The sequence below is a fragment of the Bradyrhizobium sp. NBAIM03 genome (assembly GCF_020194055.1).
Lineage (GTDB): Bacteria > Pseudomonadota > Alphaproteobacteria > Rhizobiales > Xanthobacteraceae > Bradyrhizobium > Bradyrhizobium yuanmingense.
Genome location: NZ_JADYVS010000008.1, coordinates 116,975 through 132,612, shown reverse-complemented (window position 1 = coordinate 132,612; position 15,638 = coordinate 116,975). Strand labels below are relative to the sequence as shown.

The following is a 15,638-nucleotide window of genomic DNA, read 5'->3' as shown; positions in this document are numbered from 1 at the left end:
GAGCAAGGCCGGGCCCATGGTCCCAACCTCTGGAGCTGAAACCATGACCGATACTACCACCATCCCTACATCCGCTGGCAACCGCGCTCGCAAGGGTAGCGTCATCCTGACCGACCGCATGTGCGCGAAGCGAGTCGAGGTGCGCACCAAAATCTACGACCGCAAATGCCCCGGCCTTTACGTCAGCATCACCACGGCCGGCGTGGCCACCTTCTCGTTCAAGTTCACCGACCGGGAGACCGGCAAGCAGCGCACGGGTTGGCTTGGGGTCCACAATCCCGAGACCTTCACGGTCGAGCACGCCCGCGCCAAGGTCTATGGCTTGAAGGGCCGAGGCGGTACAGCGGTCGCCGAGACTCTGCGCCGCCAGAAAGCGCAGGCGCAGAGGCAGGGTAAGACGGTCGCCGAGGCGGTCGAGGACCGCATTGCGTGGATGAAGGCCCCGGTCAGGAAGGCCGATGGCGAGCTACGGCCCCGCCTTGAAGCGTGGGAAGGCACCGCCCGCCATCTGCAGCGCTTCTTTGTCCCGACACTTGGCAAGATGGCAATCACCGAGGTCAGGCGAGCGGACCTTGCCGAGCTGCAGCGCGACATCTTCGACGGCAAGTACATCGACGACAAGGGCAACCGTACCAAGCAGGGTTCGGTGTCAACCGTGCGCCACATGCGCAAGGCGGCTTCGTCGTTCTTCGGCTGGTGCGTCGAGCAGGGCCTGATCGAGAACTCCCCGGCGACTCATCTCGGCGCGCTCGACGCCGAACATGGCCGCGACCGCGTGCTCACCGAGGACGAGGTCAGAACCTTCTGGCACGGCCTCGACCGCGAGGACCTCCCGTGGGGCCGGCGCACGCGGCTCGCGCTGAAGTTCGAATTGGTCACCATGCTGCGCTCACGCGAGCTGCTCGGCGCGCAGCGCGAAGAACTGGTCAAGGTCGATGGGCAAGATTACCTGAACGTGCCACTCAAGCGCGTGAAGAAGCGCCGCCCCATCGTGCAGCCGTTGACGCCTTTAGCGCTGAGCATCCTGAACGAGGCGATCCGCTCGTCCAACCACACGCACATCTTCGCCACCAGCAAGGACGGCAACGTGGACGCGCCAGCCTACCGCAAGGCCATGGCAGAGGCGCTGCGCGGTCGCACGGCAAGGCGCGCCGATGGCAGCCAGTACGTCCGCACGCCCGGACTGTGCGCGCTGCTCGGGCTGAAGCCGTTCACGCCGCATGATCTCCGGCGCACGGCCGCGAGCTGGGCGCGCAACCTTGGCCAGCCGTTGTCCAAGATCGCGCTCTGCCTCGACCACCGTGTGGGCAAAGACGACAACGGCGTCAAACTCTCGGGCGTCACGCTCAAGCACTACGTCCACGCGCACGACATCGAGCTGCGCGAGAAGCTGGAAGTGTTGACAGCGCTCGAAAGCTGGCTGCTCAAGGTGATCGGCGAGAAGGCACGGCAGATCGAATCGCGGATGGCGGCCTGATAGCACAGCCTGACGGCGACTTACTCCGCCCGGTCCGCACTCGCCGGCCGGGCTTTTTTCGTTCTCTCCTCGCCGGATAATGCCCCCGCGTTTCCACCTCTGTTCTCACAGGATTACTGGGACGCCCGACTCATCCGCCCCTGAGCGAGAAGAATCTTCAGTCTATTCAGTCACCTAATCGGCATCGCGCCTTTCCTTGCACGAAAGACCATTGTGCATAAGAGACAAAATCGGTTGTGTTTTGAGCTGCTACCACTGATAGCGATAGGTGCTCAGCGAACGAGAAGCAGCCACTTTCGAGCCAATGGAAGGGTCTCAGTTGAACGCGACGTCGAAAACGGGAAGTCCAGATTCGATCCAGCAGCTCAGCCAGATCATGGTGGAGGCCGCCGCGAGAGATCGAAACGAGGCCGAAACCCGTCATAAGATCATTGATTTCATTCTGCATCAGTTTTTGGCGTGGCCGAAGAACCGCGTCGCCGTAGAGGAAAATATCCATCCGGGATATGCCGATTACATTCTGAAAAAGGCAAATGGCGATGACTTGCTTTTTATCGAAGCCAAGAAGGAAGGGCTATATTTCGAATTGCCGATGCCGAACAATTCGACCGAAACTTCCACGTTTATCTCGATAAAGAAGCTTCTCACGGACGATAATATTCGCGCTGCAATGGAGCAGGTGCGAAAGTATTGCTTTGACTCGGGCTGTGAATACGCGTGCGTTAGCAACGGACACGAATGGATATTCTTCAAGACGTTTGAAAAAGGAAAGCGATGGGAGACGCTCCAAGCGTTCGTTTTGAGAAGTCTTGATTTCTTTCGCGCTGAATACACAAAAGCGTGGAACAACCTATCGTTTGTTGCAATAACTGAGCGATCATCGCTCCCAACTTTGCTAACGAGCGCCCCGCCAAAAGATAGAGGCATCCTTTATCCAAAGGAAAAGATCGCCGCCTACTCGCATACTATCAACGCAAATAAACTTGCTGCGGCATTGAGGCCGGTCGTCAATAAGTATTTCGGCATCATCGGAGATCATGAGACCGAGTTCATGGATCGTTGCTACGTATTGCAGCGAGACTATGAAGACACATCCAAGGGAATGAGATCACTCCTTCAAGATTCTCTATCACCGTACTTCGCCGGTTATGGCGTCCAACAACTTGAGGAAACCGGAAAGGGTGGTCAGCTTGGAGGACGCCTCACAAAGAATATAAAGCGTGGCCGGAAAGGCGAGGTTCTAGTTCTCTTCGGTGGCACGGGCTCGGGGAAGTCTACATTCATAAAAAGGTTACTTTATCACAAGCCGCCGCGATGGCTACGCGACCACTCTGCCGTGGCGATTATTGATCTTCTTGACGTCCCCGAAGATCAACAAAAGATTCATCAGGCAATATGGTCAGGCCTTGTAAAAACGCTCGATAGCGACTCTCTTTTAGATGCGGACCGGTCTGAACTGATCGGCGGCCTATTCGCGGATCGCTTTCAAACAGTAAAAAAGCAAGAACTCTCAGGACTCTCACCCGCTTCGGAAAGCTACAACGTTAAACTTAACGAGCTTGTCGCTTCATGGCGAGCCGACCTCCCCTATTGCGCGACCAAACTGGTCGAATATTGGAAGGGTATCCGAGGTGTGATCGTCGATCACTAGATGTTGCAGCTTTTCAATGTACAATTCTGAGCCGCGGATAACCTCTACCGAAGGTAAACCATCACACTTTCGGGCTCGAACAACGGGCATGCCGATGAACCAAGAAGACTCTGGCGCGGTCCAGATGTTGATCTGGGCCATTGAAGAGATTGAGAAAACCGGAAACAAGCAGGCGGAATGCTTCGCGCGTCAGGCCTTGAAGTGCTTCAGGCCGTCGGATGGCCAGCTCGCGCAGCCGGAAATCAGCCCGCGCGTCGTGCCGCTTCGGCCCGGGCGCATTCGCCCGCCGGGTCGGGATGCCAGCGACTAAGTTTGCTGCGCCGCATGCGCAGCGCCAGTTCGGCGCTCTCCCGCTTGCCGCCAGGCTCACCATAGGGCCGCTCTAGCGCCCTCATATCGGCGTAGCAGGGCGGGCTTTGCCACGGCATCAGGTCGAGCGCCTCGATCTGGCAGTGATAGGCGGCAGCCTTACCGACCTTGGCGTAGTCGTCGCCGGCTGCGAACGCATCGTCGATCCGCTTGCGCTGTAGCGGGTCCCGGCGCGCGATGTCGATGGCGAGATCGAACGCGGCGCGGTCAATGGGGCTCAAGGTCGCCATGTCGGTGCTCCAGAGCCTGTCGTTCGTAGTAGGAGAGCGGCGGTAGCGTCTCCTCTTTCGGAGCTGTGATGCACTGGCTGGCCGGGCTCAAGCGCAACGCTCTGGCCAGCGTTGTCACCGCGCGCATCCGCGCCTGCCAGATCGCGAGCCACGGAGAGGCCTTGCCATCGACGATGTAGTTGGCCTCCAGCTCACCGGCCGCGACACGCTCCTCGACCAGCGCGCTGGCATAGGCCACGAGCAGCGGCCGGTGCGCGGGCTGGAAGAAATCGGCGCGGACACTGGACACGATGTCGAGGAACATGGCCCGTGCGGGTCCGGTCAAATCCGCCGGCGGCGAGAGGCGGCTGGCTTGGCCGGCAGGAAACACGACGTCGAGGCTGGATTTGCGGGGCATGGCACGACTACCGCAGCGGTTGTATCGTCGGCAAGGAAGTGGTTTTGGTATTTTGATGCCGATGGTAGCATGGAATTCTACGACGGGGGCAGCGTCGGTTCCAGCCTACAACGCCTAGTGTACCGCGTTGGTACTTTCGAGCGCCGCCGCGCTGGAGCTGGCTGCCTCCAAACATTTCGGGACCTCCCCCGGCCCCCGTTTGACTTACAGGGCCGCTGCCGGCCCCGCTGATTGGCCAATCCCTTGCCTCTGGCACTTCGCCCTTGTTCGGGCTTGTCCAGCTCACCAGCGGGCTTCCTGCGGCCTCGATCCTCGCGAGGCCTAACCGATTGGCGCAAAAGCGGTTTTCGGCGCGATGTCTCACTTCGGTAAGTCACTGATCGAATTGGCGAATTGGGTTTTACGATGGGCCCGATACGCGACACAAGAGGACGGAACGCAGGAGAATAACTTACCAAAAGACAGCCCAGCGGTTCCGGGCAAAGCCCGACTGTGCCGGCAGGCCCTAGAGTCCAGACTCGACCAACGCGAGCATCCGTCGCGCGTGGTCACGTGCCCGGAGAGCGATCATCAGCAGCGCGAGTTCGCGCTCATCGGGATCGGCCGGCAATGTCGCCGGGAACGGCGCGCGGATCGCGGCGACCAGCTCGGCCAACTCCTCGGCATCGCCGCGAAGATCGGCGACGGTCGCATGCCGCAGCACGACCAAAGCCTCGGTGCTGAGCGGACGATCATCACGCACGGCGTTGGCTCCTTCGCTCGGCGAGGTACTTGGCGCGGTGTTTTGCTCTTATCGGTCCCATGATCTTCTCGTCGACGAAGGGACCATCGACCGCACGTAGGATCGGGCCGTGCAATTCGCGGTCCTGCTTCCTGCCGTTCGCGTCGAGATAAAACATCTCGTTGCTGCCCGGCGTCCATGCGGCCTTCGCGATCTCGGTTTGCAGCTCCCGGCGCATTTGGGCGATCACCTCTCCGATGACGCCGTGCCAGATGTTATCATGCGTGGCGAACTTGGCCGCGACCAGCGTCTCGACGTCGGCAGACGTCAACCCGTTCGGCCGCTTGGCCATCACCTCGGCGATCTCGCGCCGCACATCGTCGATGCTGACCGGCGGCGGCTTCGGCGGCATGCCCTTGGCCCAATCGGTGCTGAAGCCGTCGCTTCGATGCTCGCGCCGTGTCACCTTGATGTCGGCGGTGCGCTCCAACATCTCGCGGCTCTCGGCCTTTGCGATGGCATGGGCAGCGTTGAGTTCGTTTACATCCATCACGATCACCACACCACGCCATTGACGAGTTGAACCGCGCCCGGTGCGATGCTCCAACTAAGCTGACTGATGCAGCGCAAGGCCAGCAGATCGGCCTGAAGCATCGAGACGGTGGGCGCAGCGATCACGTTCGGATCGGGTGCCACGGCGACCGTTCCGATCTGCGAAGCAGGATCGGCGACATGCAACAGCGCCTGTTTACTGATGTCGATCACGGGGTCCGCACCGTCGCCGGCAAAAATTAGCCCGGCAGCGGCGACGGCGACCACCACACCGGCAGCAAGGCCTGACGCCTCGATGATCTTGTGCCCAAAGTGCGGACCGGCGAGCAGCGACAGCGAGATCGCCTGCGGCGGAGCGCAGACGAACACGACCGATGTAGTATCGATACCAGCCGCTGCAATCGCACCCACAAGCGCGCCTAAATCTTCCGACATCGACGCGCCAGCAGTAATCGGCGTAACTCCATAGAGAAGACCAGCGGGCGCATCGTCGGTCGCTGCATCAGCCGACAGCAGCACAGCATCTAGGCCGCGACCGACCGCGTTCTCCAGTGTGGCGCTGATGATGGTTTGAGCGAGTCCGCCGCTGGCGGTCTCAAGTTCGGCGCTCAAACCAGAGAGTAGTGCGAGCTTGCGGACCGGACCGACCGGCAGGCCGACGAACGCGCCTTGGCGAAACGGGATCGACTGACCTTCACCGACAAACCCAGCCGCCGCAAAGTTCTCAGGCAAGGGAAAAAGGTTGAGACTGGAAACGCCCTTGAGATCGACCACAGTCGCGAGCGGCCGTAGCTGCGCAGCGGTCGAGCGCGGCGACAGCAGTAGCAATCGGCTCACGCTGTCGCCGGGAAGATCGGCTTGCTTCAGCGGCTCGACAGGAGCGCGCAGGATCAGCCCGGTGAGGCTGTCATGGTGCCATCCCGTATCGCGCAGGATGGACTCCGCGCTGGTCTTCTGGAGGCGCGACAACACGCGGACGGTCGCGGCGCGAATGAACGACTCGACCCACGCGCGTGCCTTGGCGCTCGGGTCGGCGCGAAACGGAATGCCTTGACGGGCTGGTGCAAGGGCTGTGCTCATGGCCGGCATCATCGCACGGCTTTGGCCGGGCCGATGAAGATCGATCACGGATTATTTTAGAAGCTGCACCCGGAGACGGTGAGCGTTAGAGCGGTTGGGGGCCGGGTCGCGGGAAGAAAAACGAATCTCAGAATGAGACTGGTTTTCCTCGGGGCAACCTGCTCGGCGATCTCGGGATGGTCGCGCTGGAGCCGGGCGGCGAGATATGCGGCGGAGGTGCCTTGTTCCTTCAAGATTACATTGTCATCTTGATCGGACCTCTCCTCGCTGTGTGCGGCGAGGTCGGTGCGACATCGAGCAGATTTACCCGGCGCGGTAAATCTGACCTCACGACCTCGTCGCCTCCGCCACAAACGCGCTCAGTGCCGCGCCGATCTTACGGCGGTCGCAGCGTTCGTCGTCGAGCAGCCACCGATTTCTGACCAGCATCTCGACGACGTCGCCGTCGAGACCATCGATCTCGACCGGGACCACGATCAGTCCGTCATCGAAACGCCGCCGATAGTCGCGCTGCGCCAGCCGCCGCTGCTCGCGCTTTCGGGCGGCAGCGTCGGGGCCAGGATGCGCCTGTCGGCGCATCCTGTTGGCGTGCGGGCGCGATGGAGGTCGGAGCATCAGGCGTTCTCTTGGCTCCGCTGATAATCGTCATTGGCGGCCTCGAACGCTTCCCTGTCTTTGCGCCACGCCACTTGCAGGGTCAGCATGCGCGACGCGAAGTGAGAGATGTCCTCATCCTTGAGGACCAACTGCTTCAGATCGTCGGCGATCTCTGCGAGGAATGCGTCAGTGGCTCCGGTCTTGCCGGGCTCGTGCCTGATCTCCTCTTCGATGCGCTCGAATATCCACTGCTGTTGGTTGTGCTCGCGCTTCTCGCGGGCTGCGATGGCGATTTCGTCGGCCGTTGGGCAGCGGCCACCCAGAAGAGACTCGGGCCTTTGACGGCGCAGGAATTGCTTGACGACGTAGGGGTCGGTCGCGTCAAGGTCGTGGTCCAATATCTCGCTCGCGATCATTGATGCGTCGAGCGCGCGGAGGTTTTTGGCTACGGTCCTGTTGTGTTGCTTGATACAGCGCGAATGGGCGTAGCCATCCTTGGCTTCCCGTCCGACTGTTACTAGGTTCGAAAGGTCGTCCTCCTTTTTGCATACTCTGCATTGCCGAATGTTGGACATGTTGCGTCTCCTCTCGCTGCCGGCGCGGATCACCCGCCACGCCTTTCGGGTTTCAGTGCTTCGATCCGAGCCAGCACGCGGCGCGAAATGTCGGTGAGGCCGTAGATCGCCCATACTCGTTCATTCCATTTCGCTTGTTGGGCGCTCAGCGCCTTTACGACCTCTTCGACCGCAGGCAGGAATTTCTGGGTCGCCACGATCTCGTGAAAAGCGGCATCGACCGGAAGCAGGCTAAGACCTTCGATACTGCAGGCGTGCTCCAACATCGCCCGCACGTAGACTTCGGGATCGCACGGCGCGCCGTTCGGAAACGAGCCGACCAAGATTGTCAACCTTGCCTTGATCACACCGCGCCGCAGCTCGCCTTCGTCGCGGTCGTTGTCCTCGTAGCTCTCGGCGGGATCGAGTTGATCCAGCGCGGCGAGACACCGCTCGATCAGCTTCACGTCGTCGGCGCTCAGCTCCGCGATCTTGCTTGCTTCAGCTAACGGCGTGCTCAGCTCGCCCGCTCGAAACAGCCGCTCGATCTCGTCGTAGCGCCTGACGACGGCATCGGCATCGTCGGCGAGCGTTCTGAGCGCGCGGAGCACACTAATTGGCCGGATCGGAACGACGTTGCTCATGGCATTCACTCCAGATCGTTCATGAGTTTCGATAGCGAGACCTTGCCGGCGTTGCGCGTCGGTCTTCGCTGCGGCGGCAGATGTTTCCACGCGCCATTCCGGAGCCACTTCTCCAGCGGCTGGAGCTTCTCAGGCGGCCTTGCAGCGACCCATCGGCGGGCGGACGCCTCGATCTCGTCGGCATGGTCCGGGGTATAGACCTCGACGTAAGCCTTCCACGCGGCGGCGCGGTCTTCGCCATAGGGGCGATCATAGATCGCGAGCAGCACCTTGAACTTTTCCTCCCGCGCGCCGCCGTCAGGCTCGGGCGCGCCGGGGATGACAGCGAGCGAACGCGAGCGTTCTCTCTCTCCCTTGGGGGACGCTGTAAGCGTCCCCATAGATGGTTCTAGATGGTTCAACTGCGCTGGCGCAGGTTTTGGCGACACTGGCGCAGGTTTTCTCTTCGGCCTCAAAACCTGCGCGTTCGCAGGTTTTACCACTGGCTTAACCTGCGCTGGCGCAGGTTTCGTTCGGGCCTTCGGCATCCGGTATCGGTTGGAATGACCGCGCCCGCGCTTGCCCAGCTCGACGATCAGGTGACCACGCTCGCGCAACTGCCGCACGGCGCGGACTGCGGTGGCCTCGTCAACCCCGGTGTCGGCGGCAATGGTTTGAAGACTTGGCCATGCGGCTCCGCCGTGTCGTCGATTGAAGCGCTGGCCTATCGTGAAGGCGACCTTGAAGGCGTTCGGCGACAGCTCGACGTCAGCCAATACCCGGTTCAACCAGTCGAACAATGCGCGGGTGCGGGAGGCTCTGCTGTTCGGCATTGATGCGGGACCCGGTTTCGGGCTACACCGTCACCGCCTGCCAAGGCGCAAGTGATGATGCAGCTCGATGATGATGCGCCGCCCCGGTGTCCCGCCGGGGCGTTCGCCCTTTCAGACGTCGCTCTCATGCTGCTGCACCTGCCCAGTCTTCTGCCGGCGGCCGCGACGGCGTCCGTTGACCGCGTTTTGCCACGCTATGATCTCGTCTTCGAACCACACGCGGCGGTTGGGTGTGATGTACGTCGATTGCGGAAACTGTCCGCGCTTCTCCATACGCCACAGTGTCACGTAGCTGATCGGCACGATTGCCAAGACCTGCTCTTGCGACAACATGCGTCGGGCTTCCGGCGCGAGTCCTCTTGTGTCCATCGCAACTCTCCTCGCAGCACGTCACGAACCACGATGAGAGATCACATCCGAAGTCGCGCGCGATTACATGAGGTTTCTGCTGAGCATGTCGCGTTTCAGTACGTGCAATGCGCGTAGAATTCGTCATGGTCGTCATGACGACATTGAAGCGACAATGGGTCGCGGCAATGTGTTGAGTTCAACTCGCCCCCGCCTTCTCGCGTGAAATAGGGCCTATTAGGGCCTGCCCATCTTAAGCGTGCCTGTTTCCCGATTGAGACGAGCGACCAAGCCCTTGATCTAGGCTGATATTTCTCTGATTGCGGCAACTGCAGAAAGGTCTTGCGCTCAGGACCACACGATTTTGCCGTACGCCGATGACACCGGTCGTATGCGCGAGGTCTTTGCTCACGGCTCTCCGCCCTGCAAACCCTTTCGCGCCAACGCCATCAGCGTCCACCGCCCCCCGGCCCGCGTTCGTGACGATCGCGATACGCCCCTCTTCCTTGGGCCGGGTTGCGCGACACATAGGCGATTTCCGAATTTCGGTAAAGCGGAATATTTTGGGCCGCGTGCGTTGACCCATAGATTGGATGTTTTGCCCGTCGGGCAACGCAAGGGATGGTAGCTGCAACCATTCAATCCGGCGCGGTCTGCGCCGCCGGTGGATTCGGTGCAAGCGCCTGCGCCGGCTTCGTCGCGGCCGGATAGAGCTCGGTCTTGGCGAGATCGCGGCGGAGCGACGATGGCGCCGTGTGCAGGGCAAAAGCGATCGCGATCTGCGTTCTGTTCTGAAGCCGGTACTTGCGCATGATGTTGCCGATATGAGCCCGCACGGTGTTTTCCGAGATGTTGAGCTCGTAGGCGATGTTCTTGTTCTGCATCCCCCGCGCGATCAGCGTCATCAGCTCCCGTTCGCGCGGCGTCGGTGCGATCAAGTCCTTCGGATCCGAGCTCATGGCTGATGCCTCCCTGGCCTTTGCGAACATCCCGGCATGCTCTCACTCCGTCTTGAGCGCCTCGATCGGGCTCAGCTTGGACGCCTTGTGGGCTGGATAGAAGCCAAAGACGAGGCCGGTCGCGATCGAGAAGACGAGAGACAGGCCGATCGCCTGGCCGTCGATCGAGGTGACCCAACCGGCCATGCGGGCGACCGTCATCGAGAGCGTGATGCCGCCGGCGACACCGATGGCGCCGCCGAGCAGGCAGAGGACGAGCGCTTCGCAGAGAAACTGCAGACGGATGTCGCGCATCCGCCCGCCGAGCGCCCGGCGGATGCCGATCTCCCGCGTGCGCTCGGTGACCGACACGATCATGACATTCATGATGCTGATGCCGCCGACGAGCAGCGAAACCGAGGCGATGGCGACGAGCAGCAGCGCGACGGTGCGGATCGCGCCCTGCTGCGCTTCCATGGCGGCGGCGGGATCCTGGACCTTGAAGTCGTCGTCCTGGCCGGCGGGGATGCGGTGGCGCTGCCGCAGCAGGTTCGCGATCTCCGCGCTCGCGCCCGCCATCTGACCGTCTGCGGCGACCTTGGCGATGATGTAGGCGACCGCGTCGCGGTTGATCTTGCTGGCGCTGCCGAGGAAGCGCAGCTTGGCCGTGGTGAGCGGCACGAAGGCGACGTCGTCCTGAGCCGGTCCCTTGCGGTCGAGCACGCCGACCACCTCGAGCGGGACCTTCATGATCCTGATCTGCGCGCCGATGGGATCGTCGCCGGGTGCGAACAGCTCGCGCGCGACCGTGCTTCCGAGGATCACGACCTTGCCGGCACCGGCCTCCTCGGTGGCGGAGAAATAGCGCCCGGCCGCGAGCTGCCAGTCGCGCACCATGAAGTGGCCGGTGGTCGTGCCGTTGATCGTCGTGTTCCAGTTCTTGCCCTCGTGGATGACCTGCGCCGTTCCCGCGATGGAGCCGGCTGCGGCCTGGATTTCCGGGATCTGCTCGATAATGGCCTGCACGTCGCTCTCGGTCATCGTCAGCTTGCTGCCGTCCTTGAGACGCACACCGCCCTGGTAGACCGCGCCGGGGGTGATCATCAGCACGTTGGCCCCGATCGAACGGATCTGCTCCTGGAGGCGGAGCTGCGCGCCGGCCCCGATCGCGAACACCGTCACGATCGAGGCGACGCCGATCACGATGCCGAGCATGGTGAGGAAGCTGCGCAGCGGATTGAGGCGCAGGGCGTGCAACGCGATCTGAAAGCCCTGCAGCATCGTCATGACACAGCGCTCCGTTTCGCCAGAGCAGGGGCCTGCGTTTCGTCGCCGACGAGCTCGCCGTCATGCAGGTGGATCGTGCGCCGGCACTGGGCCGCGATGCCGGGATCATGGGTGATCATGACGATGGTCTGGCCGATCCGGTTGAGCGCGGCGAACAGGGACAGGATCTCGGCACCGGTGCGGCTGTCGAGCGCGCCGGTCGGCTCGTCGGCGAGCACGATCAGGGGGGAGGCGATCAGTGCGCGCGCGATCGCGACGCGCTGCTGCTCGCCGCCGGAGAGCTGCCGCGGGAAGTGATGGGCCCGGTGCAGCATGCCGACCGCCTGAAGGCTCGCTTCCGCGCGCGCCATGCGTTCCTTGCGCGCGATGCCGCAATAGACCAGCGGCAATGCGACGTTCTCGATGGCATCGTGGCGGGCGAGCAGATTGTAGGATTGGAACACGAAGCCGATGCTGCGAGCGCGCAGGGACGACCGGCGATCTTCCGTGAGATCGGCAACGTTGGCGCCCTGAAGATAGACCGCGCCCTCGCTCGGCAGGTCGAGCAATCCGATCATGTTCATCAGCGTCGACTTGCCGGAGCCGGACGGTCCCATCACGGCGACGATCTCGCCTTGCGCGATGTCGAAGCTGACATTGCGCACCGCGGCCACCGCGACGCCCTCGGTGCGATAGGTCCTGCTGACCGACTGGAGGCTGATGAGGGGCGCAGCGGCGGTCATGACCCGAACCTGATTCCGAGTATTTCCATGCCCGCCGGGCGGATGGCTTGGCCGACGGCGACCTCGCTGCCCTCGACGAGGTCTCCGCTCCGGAGCGCGACCTGCTCGGTGCCGGCGGCGCCGACCGTGACGGCGACGCGCTGCAGCGCGCCGCTGGCGGTGCGCACCCACACGCCGCTGCGTCCGGTGTCCGGCCGCGTGCCGGTCGGCTGGAATCGCAGCGCTGCAAGCGGCACTTTCAGCACGTCGTCCTGGCGTTCGATGACGATCTTCACCAGGGCAGTCATTCCCGGCAGCAGCGCGCCGTCGAGGTTGGCGGTCGCCAGCACCACGGTGTAGGTGACGACGTTCTGCTGGGTCTGCGGCGCCTTGCGCACCTGGCGCACCACGGCCTCGAAGCGGCGGTCCGGGTAGGCGTCGACGGTGAAATGCGCGTGCTGCCCGGGCGCGATGCGGCCGATATCGGCTTCATCGACCTGCGCGTGAATCTCCATGTCCTCCAGGCGGTGCGCCACCATGAAGGTGGTGCGCGCTTCAAGTCCGACCGCGAGCGTCTGCCCCTCGTTGACGAACCTGCCGACCACGACGCCGTCGATCGGCGAACGGATCATGGTGCGGTCGAGATCGGCCTGGGCTGCGGCGAGGACGGCGGCTTTCTCCGGCACCGCCATGCGAGCCTGCTGCAGCTCCGCCTCGATGCGGCGGACGTCGGCCTGCGCACCCTCCACCGAATAGGAGTTGAGGGACATCAGGATCTCGGCTTCGCGTTCCTGGGCGAGGCGCGCGGTGAATTCGGTCTGTGCGTCGTCGACCGCGGTCGTCGCCACCACGTTCTGCGACTGCAGCGCCAGCTTGCGCTGCAGCGTTTTCTGAGCCGAGGACTTCACCGCCTGCGCGCTCTCGAGCTTGGCCGCGAGCACGTCGCGGCTGCCCCTCGCATTCTGCAGATCGATCCTGGCCCGGTCGAGCTTGGCCCTGGCGATGTCGACCAGGGCATTGGCGACGGCCAGCGACGCCCGGGCCTCGTCGACCTTGGCCGCAAAGCTGCGCGGATCGATCAGAGCAAGCGGCTGATCCCTGGTGACGGTGTCGTTGAAGTCGACATAGACGCGGGCGAGCTGCCCCGACAGTTGCGATCCAACCTCGATCGTCTTGACCGGCTGCAGGGCGCCGGTGACGGTGACGGTCTGCTCGATGCTGCCACGCTGGATCGAGGCATAGCGGAACAAGGGGGCATCCGATCCGATGGTCGGCGCTTCGCGGCCGCCGGGCACGAGCAGCCGCCTGGTCTGCTCATAGCCGCGAGCGGCCGTGTCCGCCGCGCTCCCGGCAGCGCCGGCGATCGTGCCCGGACCGGCGTAGAGGATCGCAGCGAGGCCGCATGAAGCTCCGAGCAAGGCAAATGCTGGCACAAATCGCATATCAAAACTCGCCGATTGAATTAATTTCGGGGAATCAGGAAAAAGTGGCAAGCTCGCTATGGTTGTAAAACGTCTAAGGTTGTATCGAATGTCAGTATGTCGTCCTCGCCGGGCTGACGGTCGGGCGTGGCGCATCATCCAGTGGTAAAGCAGGTGGGGTGCTACTTTTCGTGATTTGATCAGGATGCATACGGAGCGTATCGATATGAGGCGCGCGGTATCGATCTCGATAAGCTGACTGAACGTCCCGTCTGATCCGGCCGGAGCGGCCAGCAGCTGGCGTCGAGCCGACACATGGGTGGCGATGCCATGATGCAGCCGGCGAGACCACGACGCAGCATTGCCGCATTCTCGATGTCGGTGCGCCCCGATGCCGCCGGCGGTAAGATCGACGTCCTCCCATCACGAAGCCCGATATGTGAACGCCTTCACTCGCCTCCGGAGCGTGTTGGCCCTATGACATCGAACCGGCAGACCGACGCGCTTGGCTCGATCTGCGCGAATCATCCAAGCACCTTGATCTCGCTTGCAAGAAGAATGGATAGCTCGTTGCCCTTTCATCGAGCCCCAAGCCGGGGAGCCCATTGCCATGAGTTCGGACCAAGCCACAGTTTATGTCGTTGACGACGAAGCCCAGATTCGAGCCGCGATCGGAAGTCTCTGCGAGGAGACCGGGCATCAGGTGAAGTTGTTCGCCTCGACCGACGAGTTCCTCACCGAGACCGTTTCGCCCGGGCCGTCATGCCTCGTGCTTGACGTGAGGTTTCCCGGCACGTCGCCGACCGGGCTCGAGCTTCAGCGCCGGCTGGCCGAGACGGGCGTGTCCATTCCGATCGTCTTCATCAGCGGCTACTCCGACGTCCGCGTCTCGGTCGAGGCGATGAAGCGCGGCGCGGTCGAGTTTCTGCCAAAGCCGTTTCGCGAGCAGGAGATCCTCGATGCGATCAGGCACGGCATCGAGCGCGACCGCAGGCGGCTGCAACGCGAAGACAGCGTCCGTGAAGCCCGCCAACGCGTCGAGACGCTGACGGCCAGAGAGCGCGAGATCATGCTGCTGATGGCCGAAGGGCTCGTCGCCAAGCAGATCGCCGCACGACTCGGCGTGAGCGAAGTGACCGCGAAGGTCCATCGCGCCAGGATGATGCGAAAGCTGCAGCTGCGTACGCCGATCGAGGTGGTGCGCCTGGTCGACAGCATGGGGCGCCAAGCCGAGACGACACGCAGCGTCTAGTCCGTAGCGACTAGCATGAACTGCAGTCTGTCGCGCCGGCCAGGATCGGTTCAGTCTCACCCCTACGATGTCGGCCTCTTTCCGGGAAGGCATCCGAAACCAGTCAGACAACTTGGCCAGAAAGGGATACTCCATGCGTAAATTGTTTTTTGCTTCCGTTGCCGTGTTCGCTCTGTCCTCCGCAGCTCAGGCCGCCAACACCTCCACCACGGTGCAGGTCGGCGTCGTGAACTCTTCGAGCGTTTCGCAGCAGGGCCTCACCAACTCTACCTCGTCGACCAGCCAGCTCGGCATCATCAACGGTGCGACGACGATGCAGGGCACCAGTGCTGCCTCGCTCAACAACGGCAGCACCGTGAACCAGATCGGCGTGCAGAACACGGCGGCCACCGGCCAGGTGGCGCTCGGCAACAACGGCAGCGCGATCACCCAGAACTCGTTCGGGCCTGCCGCGCTCCAGAACAACTCCGCCGCCGTCGGCCAGCTCAGCGTGTTCGGCATCAACGGCAGCACCGTCTCGCAGACGGCGAACTGAGGCACGGTTGGTTTGGGTCGGACGCACCCAGGTTGGTGCGTCCGGGCCACTCTCTAGAGCACCGCTACCGGG

Annotated in this window: 18 protein-coding genes; 4 read left to right on the top strand and 14 right to left on the bottom strand. The window is 62.7% G+C overall.

Translation table 11 applies throughout. The features are described 5' to 3' along the window. Positions 1-139: 139 nt before the first annotated feature. Positions 140-1,477, top strand: a complete 1,338-nt coding sequence (locus I6F21_RS14340) for a tyrosine-type recombinase/integrase (protein WP_225183275.1) — start codon at positions 140-142, stop codon at positions 1,475-1,477. 319 nt (positions 1,478-1,796) lie between these two features. After that, complete coding sequence (locus tag I6F21_RS14335; protein WP_225183274.1) at positions 1,797-3,128, top strand: type I restriction enzyme HsdR N-terminal domain-containing protein; 1,332 nt, start codon at positions 1,797-1,799, stop codon at positions 3,126-3,128. Positions 3,129-3,370: 242 nt separating this feature from the next. Here the strand turns inward: I6F21_RS14335 and I6F21_RS14330 are convergent, their stop codons facing one another. The 14 genes from I6F21_RS14330 to I6F21_RS14265 form a co-directional block, all read right to left on the bottom strand. Continuing rightward, the gene (locus tag I6F21_RS14330) at positions 3,371-3,727 is read right to left on the bottom strand and encodes a hypothetical protein (protein WP_225183273.1); all 357 of its coding nucleotides are present in this window, start codon (positions 3,725-3,727) and stop codon (positions 3,371-3,373) included. Beyond that, on the bottom strand, positions 3,705-4,124 hold the full coding sequence (locus I6F21_RS14325; protein WP_225183272.1) for a hypothetical protein: 420 nt from the start codon (positions 4,122-4,124) through the stop codon (positions 3,705-3,707). The genes I6F21_RS14330 and I6F21_RS14325 overlap by 23 nt, the downstream gene beginning before the upstream one ends. Before the next feature lie 505 nt (positions 4,125-4,629). After that, positions 4,630-4,866 carry a hypothetical protein gene (locus I6F21_RS14320; RefSeq protein ID WP_225183271.1) on the bottom strand — a complete coding sequence of 79 codons (237 nt, stop codon included), beginning with the start codon at positions 4,864-4,866 and terminating at the stop codon, positions 4,630-4,632. Continuing rightward, the gene (locus I6F21_RS14315) at positions 4,859-5,395 is read right to left on the bottom strand and encodes a hypothetical protein (protein WP_225183270.1); all 537 of its coding nucleotides are present in this window, start codon (positions 5,393-5,395) and stop codon (positions 4,859-4,861) included. Before I6F21_RS14315 ends, I6F21_RS14320 begins: the two co-directional genes overlap by 8 nt. A 5-nt stretch (positions 5,396-5,400) precedes the next feature. After that, on the bottom strand, positions 5,401-6,477 hold the full coding sequence (locus tag I6F21_RS14310) for a hypothetical protein (RefSeq protein WP_225183269.1): 1,077 nt from the start codon (positions 6,475-6,477) through the stop codon (positions 5,401-5,403). Positions 6,478-6,804: 327 nt separating this feature from the next. Then, on the bottom strand, positions 6,805-7,092 hold the full coding sequence (locus tag I6F21_RS14305) for a hypothetical protein (protein WP_225183268.1): 288 nt from the start codon (positions 7,090-7,092) through the stop codon (positions 6,805-6,807). Continuing rightward, positions 7,092-7,649, bottom strand: coding sequence for a hypothetical protein (locus tag I6F21_RS14300; protein ID WP_225183267.1), 558 nt, complete (start codon positions 7,647-7,649; stop codon positions 7,092-7,094). Before I6F21_RS14300 ends, I6F21_RS14305 begins: the two co-directional genes overlap by 1 nt. 29 nt (positions 7,650-7,678) lie before the next feature. Then, on the bottom strand, positions 7,679-8,272 hold the full coding sequence (locus tag I6F21_RS14295; RefSeq protein ID WP_225183266.1) for a hypothetical protein: 594 nt from the start codon (positions 8,270-8,272) through the stop codon (positions 7,679-7,681). Between the two features lie 5 nt (positions 8,273-8,277). After that, positions 8,278-9,051, bottom strand: a complete 774-nt coding sequence (locus I6F21_RS14290) for a helix-turn-helix domain-containing protein (protein ID WP_225183265.1) — start codon at positions 9,049-9,051, stop codon at positions 8,278-8,280. Positions 9,052-9,195: 144 nt separating this feature from the next. Then, positions 9,196-9,417 (bottom strand): AlpA family phage regulatory protein, encoded by a 222-nt coding sequence (locus I6F21_RS14285; RefSeq protein WP_225183264.1) that lies wholly within the window; start codon positions 9,415-9,417, stop codon positions 9,196-9,198. A 653-nt stretch (positions 9,418-10,070) separates the two neighbouring features. Further along, a complete protein-coding gene (locus I6F21_RS14280) occupies positions 10,071-10,391 on the bottom strand; it encodes a LuxR C-terminal-related transcriptional regulator (protein WP_198399585.1) in 321 nt (106 codons plus the stop codon). Between the two features lie 42 nt (positions 10,392-10,433). Beyond that, positions 10,434-11,657, bottom strand: a complete 1,224-nt coding sequence (locus tag I6F21_RS14275; protein ID WP_225139890.1) for an ABC transporter permease — start codon at positions 11,655-11,657, stop codon at positions 10,434-10,436. Then, positions 11,654-12,379 carry an ABC transporter ATP-binding protein gene (locus tag I6F21_RS14270; protein ID WP_225139891.1) on the bottom strand — a complete coding sequence of 242 codons (726 nt, stop codon included), beginning with the start codon at positions 12,377-12,379 and terminating at the stop codon, positions 11,654-11,656. Before I6F21_RS14270 ends, I6F21_RS14275 begins: the two co-directional genes overlap by 4 nt. Beyond that, positions 12,376-13,800: an efflux RND transporter periplasmic adaptor subunit gene (locus tag I6F21_RS14265; RefSeq protein WP_225139892.1), complete on the bottom strand. Its 1,425-nt coding sequence runs from the start codon at positions 13,798-13,800 to the stop codon at positions 12,376-12,378. The genes I6F21_RS14270 and I6F21_RS14265 overlap by 4 nt, the downstream gene beginning before the upstream one ends. A gap of 589 nt (positions 13,801-14,389) precedes the next feature. Between I6F21_RS14265 and I6F21_RS14260 the strand changes: the two genes are divergently transcribed. Both I6F21_RS14260 and I6F21_RS14255 read left to right on the top strand, forming a co-directional pair. Then, entirely contained in the window at positions 14,390-15,031 is a 642-nt protein-coding gene (locus tag I6F21_RS14260; protein ID WP_157280488.1) for a response regulator, read from the top strand. Between the two features lie 133 nt (positions 15,032-15,164). Further along, entirely contained in the window at positions 15,165-15,566 is a 402-nt protein-coding gene (locus I6F21_RS14255; protein WP_036029057.1) for a hypothetical protein, read from the top strand. Positions 15,567-15,638 lie beyond the last annotated feature (72 nt).